Annotated in this window: 20 protein-coding genes and 1 tRNA gene; 6 read left to right on the top strand and 15 right to left on the bottom strand. The window is 69.4% G+C overall.

All coding sequences use genetic code 11. The annotated features are described in order from the left end of the window. Positions 1-82 precede the first annotated feature (82 nt). Positions 83-562: a sensor histidine kinase gene (locus tag AWQ71_RS07535; RefSeq protein ID WP_157570226.1), complete on the bottom strand. Its 480-nt coding sequence runs from the start codon at positions 560-562 to the stop codon at positions 83-85. Between the two features lie 51 nt (positions 563-613). Here AWQ71_RS07535 and AWQ71_RS07530 point away from each other — a divergent pair, with 51 nt between their 5' ends. After that, a complete protein-coding gene (locus AWQ71_RS07530; RefSeq protein WP_067128669.1) occupies positions 614-910 on the top strand; it encodes a hypothetical protein in 297 nt (98 codons plus the stop codon). A 95-nt stretch (positions 911-1,005) separates the two neighbouring features. Here AWQ71_RS07530 and AWQ71_RS07525 read toward each other — a convergent pair whose 3' ends face one another. Both AWQ71_RS07525 and AWQ71_RS07520 read right to left on the bottom strand, forming a co-directional pair. Then, positions 1,006-1,686: a response regulator gene (locus tag AWQ71_RS07525; protein ID WP_174550682.1), complete on the bottom strand. Its 681-nt coding sequence runs from the start codon at positions 1,684-1,686 to the stop codon at positions 1,006-1,008. Next, positions 1,683-3,647: a sensor histidine kinase gene (locus tag AWQ71_RS07520; protein WP_067128666.1), complete on the bottom strand. Its 1,965-nt coding sequence runs from the start codon at positions 3,645-3,647 to the stop codon at positions 1,683-1,685. Before AWQ71_RS07520 ends, AWQ71_RS07525 begins: the two co-directional genes overlap by 4 nt. Here AWQ71_RS07520 and AWQ71_RS07515 point away from each other — a divergent pair. Together AWQ71_RS07515 and AWQ71_RS07510 are read left to right on the top strand one after the other, a co-directional pair. Beyond that, positions 3,646-4,563: a hypothetical protein gene (locus AWQ71_RS07515; RefSeq protein WP_157570225.1), complete on the top strand. Its 918-nt coding sequence runs from the start codon at positions 3,646-3,648 to the stop codon at positions 4,561-4,563. The two genes, AWQ71_RS07520 and AWQ71_RS07515, sit on opposite strands and share 2 nt — an antisense overlap. Positions 4,564-4,765: 202 nt before the next feature. Next, entirely contained in the window at positions 4,766-5,371 is a 606-nt protein-coding gene (locus AWQ71_RS07510) for a DUF4126 domain-containing protein (RefSeq protein WP_067128659.1), read from the top strand. 233 nt (positions 5,372-5,604) lie between these two features. On the opposite strand, the gene uvrB is transcribed toward AWQ71_RS07510, so the two are convergent. From uvrB to polA, 6 genes are all read right to left on the bottom strand, one after another. After that, positions 5,605-7,716, bottom strand: a complete 2,112-nt coding sequence (uvrB, locus tag AWQ71_RS07505) for an excinuclease ABC subunit UvrB (RefSeq protein ID WP_067128657.1) — start codon at positions 7,714-7,716, stop codon at positions 5,605-5,607. Positions 7,717-7,861: 145 nt separating this feature from the next. Beyond that, positions 7,862-8,458, bottom strand: a complete 597-nt coding sequence (gene coaE, locus AWQ71_RS07500; RefSeq protein ID WP_067128653.1) for a dephospho-CoA kinase — start codon at positions 8,456-8,458, stop codon at positions 7,862-7,864. A gap of 88 nt (positions 8,459-8,546) precedes the next feature. Continuing rightward, positions 8,547-9,071 (bottom strand): GNAT family N-acetyltransferase, encoded by a 525-nt coding sequence (locus AWQ71_RS07495; protein ID WP_067128650.1) that lies wholly within the window; start codon positions 9,069-9,071, stop codon positions 8,547-8,549. A 171-nt stretch (positions 9,072-9,242) separates the two neighbouring features. After that, a complete protein-coding gene (gene rpsA, locus AWQ71_RS07490; RefSeq protein ID WP_067128647.1) occupies positions 9,243-10,709 on the bottom strand; it encodes a 30S ribosomal protein S1 in 1,467 nt (488 codons plus the stop codon). Positions 10,710-10,890: 181 nt separating this feature from the next. Beyond that, positions 10,891-11,949, bottom strand: a complete 1,059-nt coding sequence (locus tag AWQ71_RS07485) for a polysaccharide deacetylase family protein (RefSeq protein WP_245658154.1) — start codon at positions 11,947-11,949, stop codon at positions 10,891-10,893. 112 nt (positions 11,950-12,061) lie between these two features. Beyond that, entirely contained in the window at positions 12,062-14,740 is a 2,679-nt protein-coding gene (polA, locus tag AWQ71_RS07480) for a DNA polymerase I (protein WP_067128642.1), read from the bottom strand. Positions 14,741-14,803: 63 nt separating this feature from the next. On the opposite strand from polA, the gene AWQ71_RS41435 reads away from it, so the two are divergent. Then, a complete protein-coding gene (locus AWQ71_RS41435; protein ID WP_067128639.1) occupies positions 14,804-15,223 on the top strand; it encodes a PaaI family thioesterase in 420 nt (139 codons plus the stop codon). Between the two features lie 299 nt (positions 15,224-15,522). Then, positions 15,523-16,077 (top strand): hypothetical protein, encoded by a 555-nt coding sequence (locus tag AWQ71_RS07470; RefSeq protein WP_067128636.1) that lies wholly within the window; start codon positions 15,523-15,525, stop codon positions 16,075-16,077. Positions 16,078-16,141: 64 nt separating this feature from the next. Here the strand turns inward: AWQ71_RS07470 and AWQ71_RS07465 are convergent, their stop codons facing one another. From AWQ71_RS07465 to AWQ71_RS07440, 6 genes are all read right to left on the bottom strand, one after another. Beyond that, positions 16,142-16,858, bottom strand: coding sequence for an ABC transporter ATP-binding protein (locus AWQ71_RS07465; RefSeq protein ID WP_067128633.1), 717 nt, complete (start codon positions 16,856-16,858; stop codon positions 16,142-16,144). Beyond that, complete coding sequence (locus tag AWQ71_RS07460) at positions 16,848-17,588, bottom strand: ABC transporter ATP-binding protein (RefSeq protein WP_067129044.1); 741 nt, start codon at positions 17,586-17,588, stop codon at positions 16,848-16,850. Before AWQ71_RS07460 ends, AWQ71_RS07465 begins: the two co-directional genes overlap by 11 nt. 59 nt (positions 17,589-17,647) lie before the next feature. After that, positions 17,648-18,784, bottom strand: coding sequence for a branched-chain amino acid ABC transporter permease (locus tag AWQ71_RS07455; protein ID WP_084258666.1), 1,137 nt, complete (start codon positions 18,782-18,784; stop codon positions 17,648-17,650). Then, positions 18,781-19,749: a branched-chain amino acid ABC transporter permease gene (locus AWQ71_RS07450; RefSeq protein WP_067128630.1), complete on the bottom strand. Its 969-nt coding sequence runs from the start codon at positions 19,747-19,749 to the stop codon at positions 18,781-18,783. The genes AWQ71_RS07455 and AWQ71_RS07450 overlap by 4 nt, the downstream gene beginning before the upstream one ends. 104 nt (positions 19,750-19,853) lie before the next feature. Next, positions 19,854-21,077 (bottom strand): branched-chain amino acid ABC transporter substrate-binding protein, encoded by a 1,224-nt coding sequence (locus tag AWQ71_RS07445; protein ID WP_281195630.1) that lies wholly within the window; start codon positions 21,075-21,077, stop codon positions 19,854-19,856. 294 nt (positions 21,078-21,371) lie between these two features. Beyond that, positions 21,372-21,953, bottom strand: coding sequence for an ANTAR domain-containing response regulator (locus AWQ71_RS07440; protein WP_281195629.1), 582 nt, complete (start codon positions 21,951-21,953; stop codon positions 21,372-21,374). Between the two features lie 118 nt (positions 21,954-22,071). Between AWQ71_RS07440 and AWQ71_RS07435 the strand changes: the two genes are divergently transcribed. Continuing rightward, a tRNA-Leu gene (locus AWQ71_RS07435) sits at positions 22,072-22,146 on the top strand. Positions 22,147-22,177: the final 31 nt, after the last annotated feature.

Genomic DNA, 22,177 nt, shown 5'->3' with positions numbered 1-22,177 from the left:
CCGCTGCCCCTTGCGTGACCAGATTCGCGCTATCTGGCAATTACCACCAGAAGCAACTAACACTCATATGTCGTGATATTCATCATTTCGGATAATCGTCCGTTCCCGATTCCGACATTTGCTCCCGATGCGCGAAATCCCGCATCTCCCGCTGCACATCACGGGCCAGGGTCAACATGCCGGAGAGTTCCTCGCGCAGCCGCTCGGGATCGCCGTCCACCTGGGCCAGCGCCCGGGCACCGCGGGTGCCGATGTCGTCCAGCCGCTCCCCCAGCAGCGCCTGGAGCTCGCCGGCGATCCTGACGCGCTGGCCGTCCACCTCGGCCGCGACCAGCTCCGCCCTGGTCTCGTACAGCGTCCGCGCGGTCTCCGCGAAACGCGTGAGCCCGTAGAGGGGCAACGCGACCACCACGACCAGGAGAGCCGTGTAGAGGGCGGCGGGCGGAGCGTCGCCCAGGAGCAGCGCCACAGGGAACTCCGCGACGATCACCGCGGCGAACACCACGAAGGAGTACGGCCGGCGGAGCAACCCCAGGGCCATCGAGGCCAGGAAGGGCACCACGGTCGTCCACCACGCGCCGAGGAAGGCAGCGGGCAGTAGGCGAGCACGGCCATGGCACCGACCGCCCACCTGGTCGGCACCATGGTGGCGGCCAGGACGTACAGCGTGATGACGGCCACACAGAGCGCGAGGCCGATGATCCGCTGCGCCGGCGGCCCCTGGGAGACCAGAACGAGCATGGATCGCGAGAAGATGAAAATCACCAGGATCAAAATGGCGATGCGACTCAGCCGTAATTCCAATGGCGCGCCCGGCGCGGGACGTTCCCGCCCACCGATATCCGCCATCGATCCGATTCCAGCCTTCTACGCCTATCCTGTCGGAGAGCATTGCAACCCGATCCCGTGAGCGCAATACGTGCGGCGTTCGCATTTCCGACCGCCGGCCATTACGGGTCGCCCCGGGCGGCGCCCACGCGGCACCCGCTTCCGCTGCCCGCCGGGTCAGGAATCTCCTTGGCGTGATCGCGTACCGAGTCCGGCCTGGCGGGCACGGACGATGGCCTCGGCCCGGTCGGCGACCCGCAGCTTGGCGAAGATCGCCGAGATGTGGTTGCTGACGGTCTTGACGCTGATGACGAGGTGCCGCGCGATCGCGGAGTTCGAGTGGCCCGCGGCGATCAGGTCGAGGACCTCGCGCTCGCGCGCGGTCAGCTCGGGGAAGGGCTCGGCGGCCGGCGCCGGCCGTGGCGCGCCGGCGAAGAAGTCGATGATCCGGCGCGCGACGCTCGGGCCGAAGACGGCCTGCCCCGCGGCGACGGAGCGGATCGCGCGGACGATCTCCTCCTGCCGCGCCCCCTTGACCAGATATCCGGAGGCGCCGGCCCGCATGGCCCCGAAGACCGACTCGTCGTCCTCGAACATGGTCAGCACCAGGATCCGGGTCGCGGGCGCGCTCCGCAGGATCGCCCTGGTCGCCTCCACCCCGTTGGTCCCGGGCATGTGCAGGTCCATGACCACGACGTCGGGGGCGGCGAGCAGGGCTTCACGCCGGGCGGCCGCACCGTCTCCGGCCTCGCCGACCACGTCGATGTCGGGCAGGGAGGCGACCAGGGCGCGCAGCCCCTCACGCATCAGCGGGTGATCGTCCACAACGACGATGCGGATCGTGCCGTCCGCGGTCATACGCCCTCCAATGGCAGCAGGGCGTGGACGAGTCCCCCCTGGTTGGTCGGTCCGGCGGTGAGCGTGCCGCCCAGCTCCGCGGCGCGCTCGCGCATCGAGCGCAGGCCCACGCCGTGGGACCACGCGCCGGAGGCGTCGGCGCCGTTGTCGCGGATCTCCAGGTGCAGCGCGCCGTCGGCGCGCAGCGAGACTTCGCAGGTGTTCGCCCGGCTGTGGCGCAGGGCGTTCGTGACCGCCTCGGTGGCGATCCGGTACGCGGCGACCTCGACGGCGGCGGGCAGCGACGGCAGGTCGTCGGGGATGTCCACGGTGACCACGAACCCGGCCTGGTCGCGACGCCAGGACTGCTGGGCGCGCTGCCGCAGCGCTCCGGCGAGCCCCAACTCGTCCAGATCGGGCGGGCGCAGGTCGTAGACCAGCCTCCGGATGTCCGCGATCGCGTCGGCGAGGTCGTCGCGCAGGTCGAGCAGCAGCCGTCCGCAGTGCTCCGGATCGCTCCGCAACAGGTTGTGCGCGGCGTCGGCCTTCAGGGTGACCGCGGCCAGCGCGCTGCCCAGGCCGTCGTGCAGGTCCCGGCGCAGCCGCCGCCGCTCCTCCTCCCTGGCCGCCACGATGTGCCTGCGGGACTCGCGCAGGCGTTCCGACAGGCGTACGGCCTGAAGAGCGAGGCCGACCGGCGCGGCCAGCAGGTCGAGAGCGCGCCGGTCGACGGTGGACAACCGTGCCTCGCCCGCCCGGAGGCCGACGAGCAGGTCGGCCTTCTCTCCTTCGGCCACCTCGAGGGCCACCACGTGCCAGGCCGGCGTGGGGCTGCCGCACGCCGCGATCAGGCGACCGTCCGACCTGACGGCGGCGTAGGGCAGCCGCAGCGCCTCGCAGACCGCGTTGAGTACGCCGTCCAGCCCCGTCGCCAGGCGCGCCCCCACCCGCGCGGCCGCCTCGGCCGGGTCGCGCCGCCGCCCGTACATGAGCCGGTCCACGAAGGACTGCAGGGCGGACCTCGCCGGCGCGAACGTCACCGCGATCACGCCGGTCGCCACCAACGGGCTGGCCGACAGCCACTCTCGGGCCAGCGGGGCCAGGCCCGCGACGATGCCGAGGTACGCCCCCACCACGCCCACGGTGAGCAGGCCGTACACCAGGGAGCGGTTGACGATCAGCCGGATGTCGTAGAGCTGGTGGCGCACGATCGCCACCGTGGCCGCCGCCGGGACGAGCGGCAGGGTGAGCAGGAACAGGACCGGACCGTCGGTGGTGACGATGCGCTGCAGGTTCAGCACCACGAACAGCACCACCGCCCACAGCAGCCACATCACCTGCAGCCGCTCCGCGCCGCCCGACCGCCGGGCGCGCAGCCCGAGCGCGACGAGGCTGCCCAGCAGCACCAGAGCCGCGGCGGCGACGAACACGGGCACCAGGGCCTCCGCCACCCGCCCCACGGCCGCGGGCAGCAGCGGGCTGTGATCGGCCGTCGGGTCGCCCGCGTCGCCGCCCGGCCGCAGCGTCACCGCCGGGGCGAGCAGGGCCAGCGCGAGCGTCACCGCCGCCAGCGGGCGCCACCGGGGGGACAGCGGGTGACCGTCGGGGAAGAGCTGCAGGATCAGGGGCAGGCAGACCACCGGCGCCGGGATCCACACGGTGATGCCGACGAGGTCGACGGCCCGCTCCCACCCGGGCGACAGCGCGAAGACTCCCGACAGCAGGCCCAGGCAGGCCACGCTCACGGTGTAGCAGGCGCCGTAGGCCACGAAGAGCAGCCCGATCCGATGCCGCGGCCGGTGGGCCAGCACCAGCGCGCCGAAGGCGGTGAACGTCACCGACATGGCGGTGTTGGTCAGCAGGTACGCCCCCGCCGCGTCGGCCACGCTGAGACCGCCCGCGAACCACGCCCCCCAGCTCGCGGCGTCCAGGAGACCCGTGACCGCGACCGCCGCGACAGGTCCGGCTCGTTTCACCGCCATGCGCCAATCATCGGGGCCGTCCGCCCCGATGACCATGGGTGTGTACTCCCATCTCGTCCGGGAGCATCTGGGACCGATCCGGGGGCCGACGCCCACGACGGCGGGGGCGAGCGCCCGCCAAGCTCCGAAGCGCAGGGAACCGCAGGACGAACGACACCCCTCGGAGGACACCATGCACCCCGGCACCCGGCCCGACCCGGCGACGACGAGCGACCGCACGTCGCCCACCGCGCGGCCGCGCGATGTGCGCGGCTTCTGGCGCGTCCTGCTCGCGGTGATCGCGCCACTGCCCATGCTCGCGCAGGCCGTGTACTACCTGCTCAACCCGATCGACGGAGGAGCCTCCTTCGCCGAGACGGTGACGGCCTACACGGCCGATCAGCAGCTCCTGGACGTCCTCAGGTTGGCCGGCGCCGTCTTCGTCGTCGGACTCCCGGCCGCCACGTTCGCGGTCATCTGGGCGGCCCGTCGCGGCGCCCCGAGGCTCACCTCGTTCGGTGCCTTCATCTCGCTGCTGGGCTCCTTCTCCGGGATCGCGCTGATCATCGGTGGCGACCCGCTCGCGTATCACACCGTCCGGTCGGGACTCGACGTGGGCGTCATGACCAAGCTCTCCGACGACGTGCTGGAGAACGATCCGGTGCAGATGGTGGCGGGCCTGCTGTTCATCGTGGGCATCGTCATCGGCCTGCTTCTGCTGGGTCTCGCGCTGTGGCGCAGCCGCGTCGCCCCGGCCTGGACAGGATTCGCCCTGGCGGTGGGCGGCTTCACCCACCCGTTCCTCCCCGGCCACGTGGCCCAGGGCGTCGGCCTGCTGGTCGCCGCGGCCGGCTTCGCCGGGGCCTCGTACGCGCTGCTGCGGATGCGGAACGACGACTTCGACCTTCCCCCTTTGCGTCCCGCCACAAGCAGGTGAGGCCCGCTTCGCATCCCGCCACGAGCCGGTGAGGCCGCTTCGCATCGCGCCACGAGCAGATGAGGCGCCCGCCAACCGCTACGGCCGCCGGCCTCGTGCCGGCGGCCGCGCCGGGTTGTGCGCGAACCGGGGATGATGGACCCCTGCCGGACTTCCGCGCCGCACCAGGCACCGGCACGCGGACACGTTCGTTGGAGGGGTGATGTTCGCCGCACTCACCGGGCTCGGCCTGTCTACCGCCGCGGGGCTGAATGCCTATATCCCGCTGCTCGTCGTCGGGCTGGCCGCCCACTTCACCGACGCCGTACGGCTGCCGCAGGGCTACGAGTGGCTCTCCAACGGCTGGGTCCTGCTGATCGTCGCCGTTCTCCTGGTCGCGGAGATCGTGCTCGACAAGGTGCCGGTCGTCGATCACGTCAACGACATCATCCAGACCGCCGTACGGCCCGCGTCCGGCGGAGTGGTCTTCAGTGCCACGGCGGCCGCCGCCGAGCTGGACAACTCGGCCTGGATGGCGGAGCATCCCGCCGTCGGGTGGGTCCTCGGCATCGCCGTCGCCCTCGTCGTCCACGCGGTCAAGGCGAGTGCCCGCCCGGTGGTGAACGTCACCACGGCCGGCGTGGGCGCGCCGGTGATCAGCACGGTCGAGGACGCGGGCGCGCTGGGCATGAGCCTCATCGCGATCTTCCTGCCGGTGCTGGTCATCGTTGCGGTCGCGGTGCTCGCCTTCGTCGGCTGGCGCCTGGTCCGCCGGGTGCGCCGCCATCGCGCCTCCCGCCGGGCCGCCCGTACGGCGCAGCCCACCTGAGGCCGCCCCACACCGAACCAGCCGCACCCCGTCGCGGTACGGCACCGCCCCGCTCGCAGCGCTCGCCCCGGTCGCCCCCCAGGGCAACGCCGTGACCGGTCGCGGGCGGCCGGTCACCCCTGGCAACGCCGTGGACTGCCGTCCACGGCCGGTCGCACACTCGCAGCCCATCTCGGTGGGGCACCCGCCGGGAGCCATGGCCGGCCGCCCGGCGGGGCGGCGTGCCGGAGCGGTTACTTCACCCCGGCCTCGCGCATGTCACGGAGCTCGCGCTTGAGCTCCTTGATCTCGTCACGCAGCCGCGCGGCCACCTCGAACTGCAGGTCGGCCGCGGCCGTGTGCATCTGCTCGGTGAGCGACTCGACCAGGGACTCCAACTGGGCCCGGGGCATCTCCCCGGCGATCGCCTTGGCGTGCTGCCCCGCCGGACGCGACGCGAGCCCGGGCACCGGAGCCTTGCCGCGCGACTGCTGGCGCCCTCCGCCGCCGAGCAGCTGGGCGGTGTCCGCGTCCTCCCTGGCCAGGCTGTCCAGGATGTCGGCGATCTTCTTGCGCAGCGGCTGGGGATCGATCCCGTTCGCCTCGTTGTAGGCCATCTGCTTGGCCCGCCGCCGGTTGGTCTCCTCGATGGCCCGCTCCATGCTGGGCGTGACCTTGTCGGCGTACATGTGGACCTGGCCGGAGACGTTCCGCGCGGCGCGGCCGATCGTCTGGATCAGCGAGGTCTCCGAGCGCAGGAAGCCCTCCTTGTCGGCGTCCAGGATGGCCACCAACGACACCTCGGGCAGGTCGAGGCCCTCACGGAGCAGGTTGATGCCGACCAGCACGTCGAACTCGCCCATGCGCAGCTCGCGCAGCAGCTCGATCCGCCGGAGGGTGTCCACCTCGCTGTGCAGGTAGCGCACGCGGATGCCGTTCTCCAGGAGATAGTCGGTGAGGTCCTCGGCCATCTTCTTGGTCAGCGTGGTGACCAGGACGCGCTCATTCTTCTCGGTGCGCACCCGGATCTCGTGCATCAGATCGTCGATCTGCCCCTTGGTCGGCTTGACGACGACCTCCGGGTCGACCAGCCCGGTCGGGCGGATGACCTGCTCGACCACGTCGCCCTTGCACCGGCCCAGCTCGTACGGCCCCGGCGTGGCCGACAGGTAGACCGTCTGGTCGATCCGCTCCAGGAACTCCTCCCACTTGAGCGGACGGTTGTCCATCGCCGACGGCAGCCGGAACCCGTGCTCGACCAGCGTGCGCTTGCGCGAGGCGTCCCCCTCGTACATCGCACCGATCTGCGGCACGGTCTGGTGCGACTCGTCCAGGACGAGCAGGAAGTCCTCGGGGAAGTAGTCGAGCAGCGTGTTCGGCGCGCTGCCCTGCTCCCGGCCGTCGATGTGGCGGGAGTAGTTCTCGATGCCGGAGCAGGTGCCGATCTGGCGCATCATCTCGATGTCGTATGTGGTGCGCATGCGCAGCCGCTGCGCCTCCAGCAGCTTGCCCTGCTGCTCCATCCGGCTGAGTGACTCGGTCAGCTCCGCCTCGATGTCGCGGATCGCCCGCTCCATCCGCTCCGGCCCGGCGACGTAGTGCGAGGCCGGGAAGATGTACAGCTCCTCGTCCTCGGTGATGACCTCGCCGGTCAGCGGGTGCAGCGTGGCGAGCTTCTCGATCTCGTCGCCGAACATCTCGATCCGGACGGCGAGCTCCTCGTACTGCGGGATGATCTCGATCGTGTCGCCGCGCACCCGGAAGGTGCCCCTGGTGAAGGACAGGTCGTTGCGCGCGTACTGCATGTCGACGAGCCTGCGCAGGAGCTGGTCGCGCTCGACCTCCTGGCCGACCTTGAGCCGGACCATGCGATCGACGTACTCCTGCGGGGTGCCGAGACCGTAGATGCAGGACACCGACGCCACCACGACCGTGTCGCGGCGGGTCAGCAGCGAGTTGGTCGCGGAGTGGCGCAGCCGCTCGACCTCCTCGTTGATCGAGGAGTCCTTCTCGATGTAAGTGTCGCTCTGCGGAACGTACGCCTCGGGCTGGTAGTAGTCGTAGTACGACACGAAATATTCGACAGCGTTGTTCGGCAGCATCTCGCGCAGCTCGTTCGCGAACTGTGCGGCGAGCGTCTTGTTCGGCTGCATGACGAGCGTCGGTCGCTGCAGGCGCTCGATCAGCCAGGCGACGGTCGCGGTCTTGCCGGTGCCGGTGGCGCCGAGGAGGACATTGTCCTTGGCTTTCCCCTTAACCCGGCGCTCCAGCTCCGCGATCGCGGAGGGCTGGTCGCCGGACGGCGTCATCTCGGTGATCACCTCGAAGGGTGCCACTTTACGCTGCAGGTCGGTTACGGGCCTCACGTCTGCATAACCTACGCCGGGCCACCGACATTTCTCGCCTCGGGCCCGCCCCACCGCCCGCACGACGATGGCCCCGCCCCGAGCCGACGGCGCGCAGCCCAGGCGTGGGCCTGTTCCGCGCTCCCGCGCCCCCGGGGTCCGCGGGTCAGGCGGCCCTGGCGCGCAGGTCCTCCCACAGCTCGGCGACCCGGGCGTCGAGGTCCTCCAGCGGCCCCTCGTTGGCGATCACCACGTCGGCGACCTTCAGGCGGTCCTCCCGCGTGGCCTGCGCGGCGATGCGCGCCCGCGCGTCCGGCTCGGACATGCCCCGCATCCGCGTCAGCCGCTCCAGGCGGGTCTCATCCGACGCGTCCACGACGACGACGAGGTCGTACATCGGCGCGAGCCCGTTCTCCGCGAGCAGCGGGACGTCGTACACCACGATCGCGTCCCGCGGCGCGGCGTCCTGGAGCTCCTGCACCCGCGCGCCGACCTTCGGATGGACGATCCCGTTCAGCACGGCCAGTTGGCCGGCGTCGGTGAAGACGATGGCGCCGAGCCGCTCCCGATCGAGGCTGCCGTCCGGGCGGAGCACGTCCTCGCCGAACGCCTCGACGATCTCCTTGAGCCCCTCGGTGCCGGGCTCCACCACCTCGCGGGCGACCTTGTCGGCGTCGATGACGATCGCCCCATGCTCCGCGAGGCGCCGGGAGACCTCGCTCTTACCCGACCCGATGCCGCCCGTGAGACCCACCTTCATCACGCCCGCAGCCTATCGGGACCCCGCCATATCCGGCAGGCGCCCCATATCGACCGCCGGGCCACACGTCGGACGCGCGGGCGCCGGACGGTCAGCGCGGCGACGCCGCACGCCGCATGTGGATCAGCGTGAGGTGGTCCTGCACCCGTTCCCGGCGTGTCTCGCGGTATCCCAGGCGGCGGTACAGCCGCAGGTTGCCCTCCGAGAGGTGCCCGGTGAACAGGTCGAAGGCGACCGCCTCCGGGACCGCCTCGTGCAGCGCCTCTAGCAGCGCGGTGCCGATGCCGCCGCCCTGCCGGTCGGGGGCGACGACGAGGCGGGCCACGAGGCACGTGGGGCCGGATGAGGGCGCCTCGCGCCGTCCGGTCCGTGCCTGGACACCCTCCTGCCCAAGGGGGTCCGGCAGCCTGCCGCGCACCGACCCGACGACGCGGGCGCCTTCGACGGCCTTGAGCACCACGCCGGTCTCGATCGCCCGGCGAAGCTGCTCCTGCGACTCGACGAGAGGGGTGATGAAGGGGTCGCCGTACATCTGAGCCTCGGTCACGTACGCCGCGCGCTGCAAGGTGAGGATCTCGCCCGCGTCCTCGGGCGACGCCCTCTCTATGTCCGTCACGGGGGCACCCTATCGGCCCCGCTCCCGCGGCATCGGGGTGAGGGCTGAGGCGGACCGGCCGGGCCACCGGCGCCGGGCATGCGGACACGAAGCTCGGACGCGAGGAGCGCAGACGCGAAAAGGCCCCGCCGAAGCGGGGCCTTTCGTGTGCTTACCTCACGTCCTGAGCGGTCAGCTCTGGCCTCCGGCCAGCTTCTCGCGCAGGGCGGCGAGCGCCTCGTCCGAGGCGAGCGCGCCACCGGTCTGGGCCGCGCCCGTGGTCTCACCGGAGTAGGTCGACGGGGCGGCCTCGCTGGCCTCCGCCTCCTCCGCGCGGGCCTTCTCGACCTGCGACTTGTGGGCCTCGAAGCGGGCCTGGGCCTCGGCGTACTGCCGCTCCCACTCCTCGCGCTGCTTGTCGAAGCCCTCGAGCCACTCGCCGGTCTCGGCGTCGAAGCCCTCCGGGTAGATGTAGTTGCCCTGGTCGTCGTAGGTCGCCGCCATGCCGTACAGCGTGGGGTCGAACTCGACGTCGGCGCCCAGCGCGCCCTCGTTCGCCTGCTTCAGCGAGAGGGAGATGCGACGACGGTCCAGGTCGATGTCGATGATCTTGACGAAGATCTCGTCGCCGACCTGAACGACCTGCTCCGGGATCTCCACGTGGCGCTCGGCCAGCTCGGAGATGTGGACCAGGCCCTCGATGCCCTCCTCGACCCGGACGAACGCACCGAACGGCACCAGCTTGGTGACGCGGCCCGGCACGACCTGGCCGATCTGGTGGGTGCGGGCGAACTGCTGCCACGGGTCTTCCTGCGTCGCCTTGAGCGAGAGGGAGACGCGCTCGCGCTCCATGTCGACGTCGAGAACCTCGACGGTGACCTCCTGGCCGACCTCGACAACCTCGGACGGGTGGTCGATGTGCTTCCAGGAAAGCTCGGAGACGTGGACCAGTCCGTCGACGCCGCCGAGGTCCACGAACGCACCGAAGTTGACGATCGAGGAGACGACGCCCTTGCGGACCTGACCCTTCTGCAGGGTGTTGAGGAAGGTCTGGCGGACCTCCGACTGGGTCTGCTCCAGCCAGGCGCGGCGGGAAAGAACCACGTTGTTGCGGTTCTTGTCCAGCTCTATGATCTTGGCCTCGAGCTCGCGGCCGACGTACGGCTGCAGGTCGCGGACGCGACGCATCTCGACCAGGGACGCCGGCAGGAAGCCACGGAGGCCGATGTCGAGGATGAGACCACCCTTGACGACCTCGATGACGGTGCCGGTGACAATGCCGTCCTCGTCCTTGATCTTCTCGATCGTGCCCCAGGCCCGCTCGTACTGCGCGCGCTTCTTGGACAGGATGAGGCGGCCTTCCTTGTCCTCCTTCTGGAGGACAAGGGCCTCGACGTGCTCGCCGACTTCGACGACGTCGGCAGGATCGACATCGTGCTTGATCGAGAGCTCACGCGAAGGGATGACACCCTCGGTCTTGTAGCCGATGTCGAGCAAGACCTCGTCTCGATCGACCTTGACGACGGTGCCTTCAACGATGTCGCCGTCGTTGAAGTACTTGATGGTCTCGTCGATCGCGGCGAGGAAGGCCTCCTCGGAACCGATGTCGTTGACCGCTACCTGCGGGGTGCTCGAGGTGGCCTCAGTGCTGCTCGTCATGTGTGGAATTGCTCCGAACCGGACAGATGTCGTTGTGACCAAGGCGCGGTGGGCTTTTTTTCCGTTCAACCATGGCGATGGATGATCGAGTGTGAGCCCGCTCCGTCCGAGGCGCACGCGAACCCACAGCGCAGCGATCAGCATATGAGACGACGCGTCCCAGGTCAATCCGGCCGCAGCACTAGTAAGCGATGACCTTTTTCGCCGCCTTTGAAATGATATTACCTCGAAGCCTCTTCGGTATGGAGATGTGCTCAGGATCCCCATCCGATGTGTAGCGCTCCTTGGGGTGTTCGTTCAGCCACTCCAGCCAGTAGGCCGAGCACCAGCGGCGGCATTCTCCCTGCTTGCCGTTGGACTGGATGCGCCAGATCGCGGTGCTGTCGAAGCTCTTCGCGTACGGCGGAACCGACGGTTCGGCCCCGGCGAGGAAGACGCCGTCGAAGCGGTAACGCGTGCCGTCCCACTTCCCCTCGCGGGCGATCTTCGCCTTGCGCGGGCGGGAGCCGTACGGCAGGGCCATCGTGGTGGACGGCGGGGCGCCCAGCTTCTTCAGCAGCCGCTCCTGCCTGACGATCTGCTCGGCCGCCCCCTTGGTGGACAGCCGGCGCAGGTCAGGATGCGTATAGGTATGGTTGGCCACTTCGAAACCGTGGTCCACCAGCCACTTCACCGCCGCCTCCTGCTGCGCCCGGTCCGGCAGCCCGAACGGCGCGCGGTTCACCCAGAAGGTCGCGACGGGACGGAAGTCCGGGTACTTCTCCGCGACCTCGTAGATGACCCCGACCGCGGTGTCGCGCTTGGGCCGGCCGTCGGCGTCCAGCGCGAAGTGCGAGGGGTGCCCGTCGTCGAAGGTGAGCACGACCGGGTGTGCTCCGGCCGGGATGTCGATCCTGCCGCTGACGAACTCCGCCGCCGTGACCGGCACGTAGCCCGCCTTGGCCAGCTTCACCAGCTCGGCCCGGAGCTGGGCGGGCGTCCGGTCGATAGACGCGATCCGCTTCTTCAGCAGCCGGTGATACATGATCACCGGCACCAGTCCGAGCTCGTTCGCACCGACCGCGCGGGCCGACTCCACGGTCGCGATGACCGGCGGAGGCGGGTCGGGTTCACTCGCCGGCGCAGGGGCCGCCCTGGCCGGGATCCTCCTCTCCCCGGACTCGTCATCTCCTGCGGGGGGCAGCAGCATCAGCGCCACCAGCCCCACCGCGATCACCGCCGCGTTGGCGACCACTGTCACCCGAGCAAGTTTCCGCACAATGATTTGACCATACTGCGGCAAAATCGCAGAAGGTCATCTCTGTCCGAATTCCGGGTGAATCGCAGGCAATCTCAGGCCGCGAGGAGCCTGTTCAGTGACCGGCGTCCTCCCAGGTCGGGCCGACGCCCACGGACACGTCGAGCGGGACGCGGAACTGGAATGCGCCGCACATCTGTTCGACCACGACGCGCTTGAGCTCCTCCAGCTCGCCGGGGGCGACCTCGAAGACGAGCTCGTCGTGCACCTGGAGCAGCATCCGCGAGCGCATGCCCTCGATCGCCCGCTGCACGTCGAGCATCGCCACCTTGATGACGTCCGCCGCGGAGCCCTGGATCGGCGCGTTCAGCGCCATCCGCTCCGCCATCTCGCGGCGCTGCCGGTTGTCGCTGGTCAGGTCCGGCAGATAACGGCGCCGCCCGAGGATGGTCTCGGTGTACCCGTCCGTGCGGGCCCGGGAGACGACCTCCTCCAGGTAGTCGCGGACCCCGCCGAACTCCTGGAAGTACTCGTCCTTGAGCGCGCGCGCCTCCGCGACCGGGATGCCGAGCTGGCCGGACAGCCCGAAGTCGGACAGGCCGTAGGCCAGGCCGTAGTTCATCGCCTTGATCCGGGCGCGCAGGTCGGCGTCCACCTGCTCGGGCGGGAGGTCGAAGACCCGCGCCGCGGTCGCCTGGTGGAAGTCGTGGCCGGACTCGAAGGCCGCGATCAGCGACTCGTCACCGGACAGATGCGCCATGATCCGCAACTCGATCTGGCTGTAGTCGGCGGTGAGCAGCGTCTCGTAGCCCGCCCCCACGACGAAGCCCTTGCGGATCCGGCGGCCCTCGGCGGTGCGGATCGGCACGTTCTGCAGGTTGGGCTTCTCCGAGCTGAGCCGCCCGGTCGCCGCCTTGATCTGGTTGAACGTGGTGTGGATGCGCTCGTCGTCGCCGATCTCCTTGATCAGGCCCTCGACGGTGATGCGCAGCTTCATCTGGTCGCGGTGCCGCAGCATGATCGTCGGCAGCTCGTGGTCGGTCTGGCCCGCCAGCCAGGTCAGCGCGTCGGCGTCGGTGGTGTAGCCGGTCTTGGTCTTCTTCGTCTTGGGCAGGTTCAGCCGGACGAAGAGGATCTCCTGGAGCTGCTTGGGCGACCCGAGGTTGAACTGCTCGCCCACCGAGGCGTGCGCCGCCTCCACCGCCTGCTTGACCGCCGCGCCGAACTCGGCTTCGAGCGCGGCGAAGTACTGCCCGTCGGCCGCGATGCCGGCCCGCTCCATCGAGGCGAGCACCCGCATCAGGGGCAGCTCGACCTCGGTGATCAGGCGGGTGCCGCCCCGGCTCGACAGGCGCGCCTCCAGCTCGTCGGCGAGGTCGCGTACGGCGTGGGCCCGCAGCGCCAGCTCGGCCGCGGCCGCGTCGTCCTCCTCGAAGAGGCTGGTCTGGCCGTTGGTCTCGGTCTCGCTGCGCAGCTCGCGGTGCAGGTAACGCAGGACGAGGTCGTTGAGCGGGAACGAGCTCTGCCCCGGCAGCGCCAGGTAGGCGGCGACGGCCGTGTCGCAGGTCAGCCCGCGCAGGTCCATGCCGAGCTCCCACAGCGCGAGCAGCGGGCCCTTGGCGTCGTGCACGGCCTTCGGCCGGGACTCGTCGGCGAGCCACGCGCTGAGGGCCGCCTCGTCCTCCGGCGTGAGCTGGGTGGGGTCGATGTAAGCGGCGCCCGTCCCGTCCGCGATGGCGATGCCGTCCAGCCGCCCGGTGCCGCTGCCGTAGGAGCCGCGGAACTCCAGGCCGGCCCGGCCCTCCGGCAGCGCGGCCAGCCACCCGCCGACCTCGCCGGGGCCGAGCACGGTGACCTCGACCTCGAAGCCCTCGCTCGTCTCGGGTTCGGCCGTGCCGAGGGTCTTGAAGAGCCGATCACGCAGCTCGCCGCGGATCTGCAGCGAGTCGAGCAGCTTGTTGATCTCTTCGCGGTCCCACTCGCCCATGGTGAGCGCGTCCGGGGTGGCGTCGAGGGGGACGTCGCGCCGCAGCTCGGTCAGCATCCGGTTGTGGATCACCTGGCCGAGGTGGTCGCGGAGCTTCTCGCCGACCTTGCCCTTGACCTCGTCGGCCCGGCGGACCAGCTCGTCGAGCGAGCCGTACTCGGAGATCCACTTGGTGGCGGTCTTCTCCCCCACGCTGGGGATGCTCGGCAGGTTGTCGCTCGGGTCGCCGCGCAGCGCGGCGAAGTCGGGGTACTGCGCCGGAGTCAGACCGTACTTGTCCACCACGGCCTCGGGGGTGAACCGGGTCATGTCGCTGATGCCGCGCCGCGTCATCAGCACCGTCACCTTGTCGTTGACAAGCTGCAGCGCGTCGCGGTCACCGGTGACGATCAGTACATTCATCCCCGCGCCGGACGCCTGGGTGGCGAGCGTCGCGATCAGGTCGTCCGCCTCGAAGCCCGCCAGCGACAGGTGCGGGACGCGCAGCGCGTCGAGCAACTCGAAGATGAGCTGCACCTGACCGCGGAAGTCCTCCGGCGTCTCGGACCGGTTCGCCTTGTACGCCTCGAACGCCTCGTGCCGGAAGGTCGGCTCGCTCCGGTCGAAACAGACCGCGACGTGACTCGGCCGCTCATCGCGCAGGACGTTGGTCAACATCGAGGTGAAGCCGTACACCGCTTCCGTGTGCTGACCGTCCGTCGTCATCAGATTCGCGTCCTTCAGGGCGTAGAAGGCGCGGTAGGCAAGGGAATGACCGTCCAGGAGCAACAGGCACGGACGGTCGGGGGTCGCTTCGGTGTTCGGCACATCCGCAGCCTAGTCTCCATCTACGACAGAAACCGCAGGCTCTTGCGTACAGGAGGCATCCCCTTGACCCTGACCAATCCCGACGACTCCGTGACTTTCCTCAACCAGATCAGCCGCGGGCACCTTCCGGAGCGGATGGGCATCGAGCTCCTGGAGGCGACCGCCGAGAAGGTCATCGGGCGGATGCCCGTGGAGGGCAACACCCAGCCGTACGGCCTGCTCCACGGGGGCGCCTCCTGCGTGCTGGCCGAGTCGGTCGGCTCGATGGGGGCGGCGCTGCACGCGGGGCCCGGACGGGTCGCGGTCGGCATCGAGATCAACGCCACGCACCACCGCTCGGCCACGTCGGGCCACGTCACGGCGGTGGCCACCCGGGTCCACGGAGGACGCAGCCTCGCCACCTACGACATCGAGATCAGCGATGACGAGGGCCGCCGCGTCTGCACCGCGCGACTCACCTGCATGCTGCGCGACGCCGGCTGACCGACGGCCGTCCCCGATCCGATCGGAACGGATCGCGCCGTTTCTTTGCACGACGGGCGGTGCCGTCGCTAGCCTGGTCCGGCTCGGAGCCCGTGGCGAGCTGAGTAGACAACGTGCGGAGCCGGGGAAGCTGCGCACGGTCCCAAAGGCCGCCACGGGCTCGACGAGACGAAGCGGCGCCGCCCCGCCCTCCCCCGCCCGCGACTCCGGAGACGCCCGGGTCGCGCCGAGGAAACGATCCGGATACGCCTGATCACATGCCGGTGCGCCGACGCCGGGCGTGGATCTATCGTGCGGTAATGCCGTGGTTTGCCCGGGCCGGACTGCTCGCGGTCGTCGCCGTGACCACAGCCGCCCTCACGACCGGATGCTCGGATCCGCCGGCGAAACCAGCCGCGACCCCGCACACCTACTCACTCCCGGCCGAGACCGCCCGCCCCGGCGAGAGCGTGCTCCGCCCCTCCCTCGTGACAGACGGCGCCACCCGCTTCTGGCTCATCGGCTTCCAGGACGGCATGTCGAGCCTGATCGGCAGCCACGCGGAGTGGAACGCCAAAGGGCAGTTCGCCAGCGCCAGGATCGTCGTGCAGAACGTCGACCGGACCAATCAGAAGTTCGAGGCCAAGCGCCAGCTCCTCGTCGCCTCCGACGGCCGCGTCTTCCACGTCGACTCCTTCACGCAGGCGATGAAGCGGCAGCCCGACGAGATGATGATGGGCAGCTTCGTCCGCACGGAGTTCGACCTGTGGTTCGACGTGCCGAAGGACGCGCGGATCACGAAGGTCCGGCTCTTCGGCGCGCCGCCGTTCGGCTCGGTCACGCCGTCCGAGGGCGTCGAGCTGCCGGTCCGCTGAGCGCGCGCACGCGTAGGGCCGGCCGGGTGAGCGTCCCCCGGCCGGCCCGCGCCGCGTCGCGTCGTCAGTGCTGCCCGAGCGCCCCGCCCAGGTACGCCTCGCGCACCTGCGGGTCGTCCAGGAGCTCGGCGGCCGGGGCGGACTTGACCACCCTGCCGGTCTCCAGGACGTACGCCCGGTGGGCGAGCTGGAGCGCCTGCTGCGCGTTCTGCTCGACCAGCAGGACCGTGGTCCCCCGCGTGTTGATCTCCTTGATGATCGAGAAGATCTGGGCGACCAGCATCGGCGCCAGTCCCATCGACGGCTCGTCGAGCAGGAGCACCTTGGGCTTGCTCATCAACGCCCGTCCGATGGCGACCATCTGCTGCTCGCCACCCGACATCGTGCCGCCGGCCTGGTCCTTGCGCTCGGCCAGGCGCGGGAACAGCTCGAACACCTCGGCCAGGTCCTTGGAGAAGTCGCCGCGCCGGGCGTACGCGCCCATGAGGAGGTTCTCGGTGACCGTCATGCCGGGGAAGACGCCCCGGCCCTCCGGGGACTGGCCGATGCCGACGAGTACCCGCTTGTGCCCGGGCAGGCGGCTGATGTCCTTGCCGTCGAACGTGATGCTGCCGGACGACAGCCCGCGCAGGCCCGAGATGGTCTTGAGCGTGGTGGTCTTGCCCGCGCCGTTGGCGCCGATCAGGGTGACGATCTCACCCTCGTCGACCTCCAGCGAAACGCCCTTGAGAGCCTCGATCTTGCCGTAATGGACGTGAATGTCCTTGATCTCAAGAAGCATCTGCGGGAGCTCCCAAGTACGCCTCGATGACCCGCGGGTCGTTCTGCACCTCGGCCGGGAGGCCGTCAGCGATCTTCTGCCCGAAGTCCAGCACCGCGATGCGGTCGCTGATGCCCATGATTAGGGCCATGTCGTGCTCGATCAGCAGGATCGTGCGGCCCGCGTCGCGGATGGCCTTGATGAGCGTCTGCAGCTCGATCTTCTCCGCCGGGTTCATGCCGGCGGCGGGCTCGTCGAGCAGCAGGAGCTGGGGCTCGGTCGCGAGCGCCCGGACGATCTCCAGCCTGCGCTGGTCGCCGTAGGGCAGGTTCTTGGCCGTCTCGTCGGCGCGGTGGGCGATGCCGGCGAACTCGAGCAGTTCCATCGCCCGCTCGCGCCCGCGCTTCTCTTCGCGGCGGTGCCAGGGCAGCCCGAGCGCCGCGCCGACCGCACCCGTCCGGTGATGCGCGTCCGCGCCCACCAGGACGTTCTCCAGGGCCGACATGTTGTGGAACAGCCGGATGTTCTGGAACGTGCGGGCGACACCGCGCTTGGTCACCTTGAACCGCTTCATGCCGCTGATCTTCTGGCCGTCGAAGACGACCTCGCCCGAGGTCGGCCGGTAGACGCCGGTGATCGTGTTGAAGACCGTGGTCTTGCCGGCGCCGTTCGGGCCGATGAGCGCGAAGATCTCCCCTTCCTTGACGGCGAGGTCGACTCCGCCGAGCGCCTGCACGCCACCGAAGCGCATGGTGACCTGGCGGAGCTCCAGGAGCGTCTTCGCCGGCGAGCTCGCGTTTTCCGGCAGGCTCACTTGGCCACCTCCTCGGCGGGCCGGTCGTCGCCGGCCTCGTCACCGCCCGCGGGGGGCGTCTCGGGCTTCGTGACGGATCCGCTGATGGAGCGGCGACGGCGGGGCGGCAGCAGGCCCTCCGGGCGCAGCGCCATCGTCAGCACGAGCGCCGCGCCGAAGATGAGGATCCGGTAGTCGGCGAAGCCCCGGAAGCGCTCGGGCAGCCAGGCGATCAGGAACGCGCCGATCATCACGCCCGGCAGGTTGCCCGAGCCACCGAGCACCACGGCGGCCAGGATCGTGGCCGACAGGATGAACGGGAAGTTGGGCGGCTGGATCGCGATGACCTTGCTGGCCCAGATGACGCCGGTGAGTCCGCCGATCATGGCCCCGATGAAGAAGGCCAGCAGCTTGAACTTGAACGTCGGCACGCCCATCAGCTCGGCGGCGTCCTCGTCCTCGCGGATGGCCTCCCAGGCTCGGCCGACCCGGCTCCGTTCCAGCCGTTTCGCGAAGATGACCACAAGGATGATCGCCGCGAGCAGCAGGTAGTAGTACGGGAGCGGGTCGAGGAAGAACTCCACGCCGAAGATGGGCTCCGGGTGCGGGATGTTCGTGATGCCGCGCGAGCCGCCGATGGACTCGGTGTTCTGCGCCGTGACCCGGACGATCTCGCCGAATCCGAGCGTGACGATCGCCAGGTAGTCACCGCGCAGCCGCAGCGTCGGCGAGCCCAGGATGATGCCCGACACCGCCGTCATGAAGATGCCGACCACGAGCACCGGCCAGAAGTTCCAGCCGTACTTGGTGCCGAAGATCGCCATGGTGTAGGCGCCGATGGCGTAGAAGGCGACGAATCCGAGGTCCAGCAGGCCGGCCTGCCCGACCACCACGTTCAGGCCCACCGCCAGCAGGACGTACGTCCCGATCGGGCTGAACAGCAGCGACGCCCAGTGCGAGTGCGGGGACATGAACGACCCGATGGCGTCGCTGGGCGCGACGATCGCGAGCGCGATCAGCAGGGCGTACACAGTCCAGCGGGCCCAGCGGGGGGCCGTCGCCCACCAGTCGCGCACGCCGTCGGTGTAGCCGCCGACGGTCCGCCTGAGGGCCGTCAGCGGGTTTCCTGATCGGACGTTGGAGTTAGCGTTCATGCGCGCGCTCGCTGGAGGGATTCACCGAGGATGCCGGTGGGACGGAACAGGAGGACGAGGACGAGGACGGAGAAGGCGATGACGTCCTTCCACTCGGAGCCGAAGAAGATCGAGCCCCAGTTCTCGATGAGACCGAGCATGAGCCCGCCGAGGAGCGCCCCACGTAGGTTGCCGATGCCGCCCAGCACCGCCGCGGTGAACGCCTTGACGCCGAGCAGGAAGCCCACGTTGAAGCGGAGGTTCTCGAACTCCATGGCGTAGAGCAGCGAGGCCACGCCGGCCATGGCGCCGCCGACCAGGAAGGTGGTGCGGATGATGCTGTCGATGTTCACGCCCATGAGCACGGCGGTCTCGGGGTCCTGGGAGGTCGCCCGGATGCCGCGGCCGATCCTGGTGCGGTTCACGAAGATGTCGAGCAGGACCATCATCACCACGGCGGCGACGATGATGAACAGGTGGTCGTTCCTGATGTCGGTGTTGCCGATCGAGAAGACCGTCTCACGGTCGAAGAGCCGCGGGACGGGGACCTGGTTGCGGCCCTGGGAGGGGCGGTCGAACACCTCGGGGATGATCACCAGGGCGAAGAGCTCCTGGAGGAAGATCGAGGCGCCGATCGCGGAGATGAGCGCCGCGAGCCTGGAGGCGCCGCGCCTGCGCAGCGGCCGGTAGGCCACCCGCTCCAGCACGACGGCCGCGCCGCCCGAGGCGGCCATGGAGGCCAGCAGGAGCAGGAGCATCGTCCCGACCAGCGCGATCCCGCTGAGCGGGCCCGTGATCCCCATCAGGTTGATCACGAAAAGCGCCGCGAAGGAGCCGATCATGAAGATTTCGGAGTGGGCGAAATTGATGAGGCGCAGCACGCCGTACACCATCGTGTAGCCGAGGGCGATCAAGGCGTAAATGGCGCCGCTGGCCAGACCTCCGACGGTGGACGGCCCGACCTGGCTGATGAAGTCGTTGAGCACGGTGGTCGCTTTCGAACTGGGGCAACCGGGGTCGCCGGGCAGTGAGGAGCGGGAGCCGGGGGTCGCTCCCGCTCCTCAGCGTTCTCAGGTCGCTACTCGTCGCCTCAGCTCAGCTGAGCCTTCGAGGTGTCGCCCAGCCAGGTCACCTTGCCGTCCTTCACCTCGTAGATGTGAATGACGCTCGCGGCGATCTCACCGTTCGGGTTGAACTTGATCTGCTTGGAGACACCCGGGAAGTCGATCGTCGAGAGGTACTCGTTGATCTTCTCGGAGGTGGTGTTGCCCGCCTCGATCGCCTTCAGGAAGGCCGACATCGCGTCATAGCCCTCGGTGGCGTAGATCAGCGGGTCGGTGCCGAACTTCGCCTTGTAGTTGTCGCTGAAGGTCTTCAGCTCCGGCACGTCCGAGCCGAACGGGATGAGGCAGGGGCAGCCGAGGACCGCGCCCTCGGCGGCGTCCTTGCCCGCGCCCTCGACGAGCGCCTGGTCGACCGAGCCGTCGCCGGAGGAGACGACCGCGGTCACGCCGCCGTCGCGGAGCTGCTTGAGCAGCCGGCCGAGCGGAGCGTAGTAGCCGCCGAAGAAGATGACGTCCGGCGCGGACGCCTTCACCTTGGTGACGGTCGAGGAGTAGTCCGAGCCCTGGGGGTCGATCTTGTCGCGCTCGACCTTGACGCCCTGGGACTCGAAGGCCTTGGCCACCACGTCACCGAGGCCGGCGCCGTACTCCTGAGCGTCGTCGATGACGAAGGCCTTCTTGGCCGACTTGGCCTTGACCAGGAACTCGGCGATGGCCGGGCCCTGGACGCCGTCGTTGGCGACGACGCGGTGCCAGAACTTCCACTCGTTCTCGGCCAGCCCGGGGTTGGTCGCCGAGGCCGAGATGCTCGGGATCTTGGCCTGCTCCAGGATGGGGCCGACGTTGCGCGACTCGCCGGAGAAACCGGGGCCGACGAGGGCGGTGATCTTGTCCTGAGTGAGGGCCTGCTGCGTCTGGGTCACGGCCTGGTCGGGGTTGCCCTGGCTGTCGTACTTCACCATCTCGACCTTGACCTTGGTCGACTTGGCGTTGAACTCGTCGACAGCGAGCTGCGCGCCCTGGGACGGCGGGATCATGAGCGCGGAGTCCTGCCCGGTCAGGTCACCCATGAACCCGATCTTGAGGGTGGTGACAGCGTCACCGTTCTGAGCACCGGTCGGCGAAGCCTCCTCAGTGCCGCTCCCACAGGCCGCGAGGCCGAGGACAAGCGCTGTACCGGCAGCGACGACGCCACCGAGGCGAGCGATCGTGGATCGCAAGGTTGCCTTCCTTTCGCTTGATCCCCCCATGGGGATCGGATACGCGTCCGCCCCAAGACAGCGGTCAGCCCAGGGGTCGTGAGCGGTAGTACAACCTCGCGAAGTCACAGGTCGGTACAGAGCCCATCACAGTTATGGCTTTGTTATGTAGATCGCTCCAGCCCAAAATCAATCTGGTAACAAACCTGGCAAAATACGTTAATTACGCTTTTTATCGGGGACGGGCGGTCGCCAAGATGGTGCTTTTGTCCATGTACGGCCCCGTCTGTAGTGCGGCGTACGACCCGGCGCCACACGAAGCACCGGGCGGAGCCGTCCCCGTCCTCAGCTACCGGCCGCGTCGTCGACGACGACCTGGGCCACCTGCCGCATGCTCATGCGGCGGTCCATCGACGCCTTCTGGATCCAGCGGAACGCCTGCGGCTCGGTCCAGCCGTGCTGCGCCATGAGCAGGCCCTTGGCCCGCTCGACCAGCTTGCGGGTCTCCAGCCGCTCGGAGAGTCCGGAGACCTCCTTCTCCAGCGCGGCGATCTCCTCGTGGCGGCTGACCGCCATCTCGATCGCGGGGATGAGGTCCCCCTTGGTGAACGGCTTGACCAGGTAGGCCATGGCTCCCGCGTCCCTGGCCCGCTCCACCAGGTCGCGCTGTGAGAACGCGGTCAGGATGAGGCAGGGCGCGATGCGCTCGGAGACGATCCGCTCGGCGGCCGAGATCCCGTCGAGCACGGGCATCTTCACGTCGAGGATCACCAGATCGGGGCGCAGCTCGATGGCTTTCTTGACGGCCGTCTCACCGTCTCCGGCCTCCCCCACGACGGCGTAGCCGTCCTCTTCGAGCATCTCCTTGAGATCGAGGCGGATCAGGGCCTCGTCTTCCGCGATCACCACTCGCCGCTGCGTAGTCACGCACAAGAGGTTACCGATGTCCACTACAGTAGGACCACGCACGGGGCTTGTGGTTGATCGTTCATCCGCTAGGCTCCGAGCGACGGGTTCGGACATGTCACACAGTGTCCGGATTGAAGCCCCGGTACCCCAATTGGCATGAGGGAGCGGATTCAAAACCCGTACAGTGTGGGTTCGAGTCCCACCCGGGGCACTTTTTCACCAGTCACCGAGCCGGGATCATC

Origin of the sequence: Microtetraspora malaysiensis (genome assembly GCF_001528665.1) — a bacterium.
GTDB classification, from domain to species: Bacteria; Actinomycetota; Actinomycetes; order Streptosporangiales; family Streptosporangiaceae; genus Microtetraspora_A; species Microtetraspora_A malaysiensis.
This window is presented reverse-complemented; position numbering and strand designations above follow the sequence as displayed.

Bases quoted from the DNA above. Each gene is read 5' to 3' on its own strand.
- AWQ71_RS07530 (WP_067128669.1), top strand. From the start codon at position 614: ATGGCACCGACCGCCCACCTGGTCGGCACCATGGTGGCGGCCAGGACG.
- AWQ71_RS07510 (WP_067128659.1), top strand. From the start codon at position 4,766: ATGTTCGCCGCACTCACCGGGCTCGGCCTGTCTACCGCCGCGGGGCTG.
- AWQ71_RS07520 (WP_067128666.1), bottom strand. From the start codon at position 3,647: ATGGCGGTGAAACGAGCCGGACCTGTCGCGGCGGTCGCGGTCACGGGT.
- AWQ71_RS07525 (WP_174550682.1), bottom strand. From the start codon at position 1,686: ATGACCGCGGACGGCACGATCCGCATCGTCGTTGTGGACGATCACCCG.
- AWQ71_RS07445 (WP_281195630.1), bottom strand. From the start codon at position 21,077: ATGGGGGGATCAAGCGAAAGGAAGGCAACCTTGCGATCCACGATCGCT.
- AWQ71_RS07515 (WP_157570225.1), top strand. From the start codon at position 3,646: ATGCGCCAATCATCGGGGCCGTCCGCCCCGATGACCATGGGTGTGTAC.
- AWQ71_RS07470 (WP_067128636.1), top strand. From the start codon at position 15,523: ATGCCGTGGTTTGCCCGGGCCGGACTGCTCGCGGTCGTCGCCGTGACC.
- AWQ71_RS07460 (WP_067129044.1), bottom strand. From the start codon at position 17,588: ATGCGCTTCGGTGGCGTGCAGGCGCTCGGCGGAGTCGACCTCGCCGTC.
- AWQ71_RS07465 (WP_067128633.1), bottom strand. From the start codon at position 16,858: ATGCTTCTTGAGATCAAGGACATTCACGTCCATTACGGCAAGATCGAG.
- rpsA (WP_067128647.1), bottom strand. From the start codon at position 10,709: ATGACGAGCAGCACTGAGGCCACCTCGAGCACCCCGCAGGTAGCGGTC.
- AWQ71_RS07455 (WP_084258666.1), bottom strand. From the start codon at position 18,784: ATGAACGCTAACTCCAACGTCCGATCAGGAAACCCGCTGACGGCCCTC.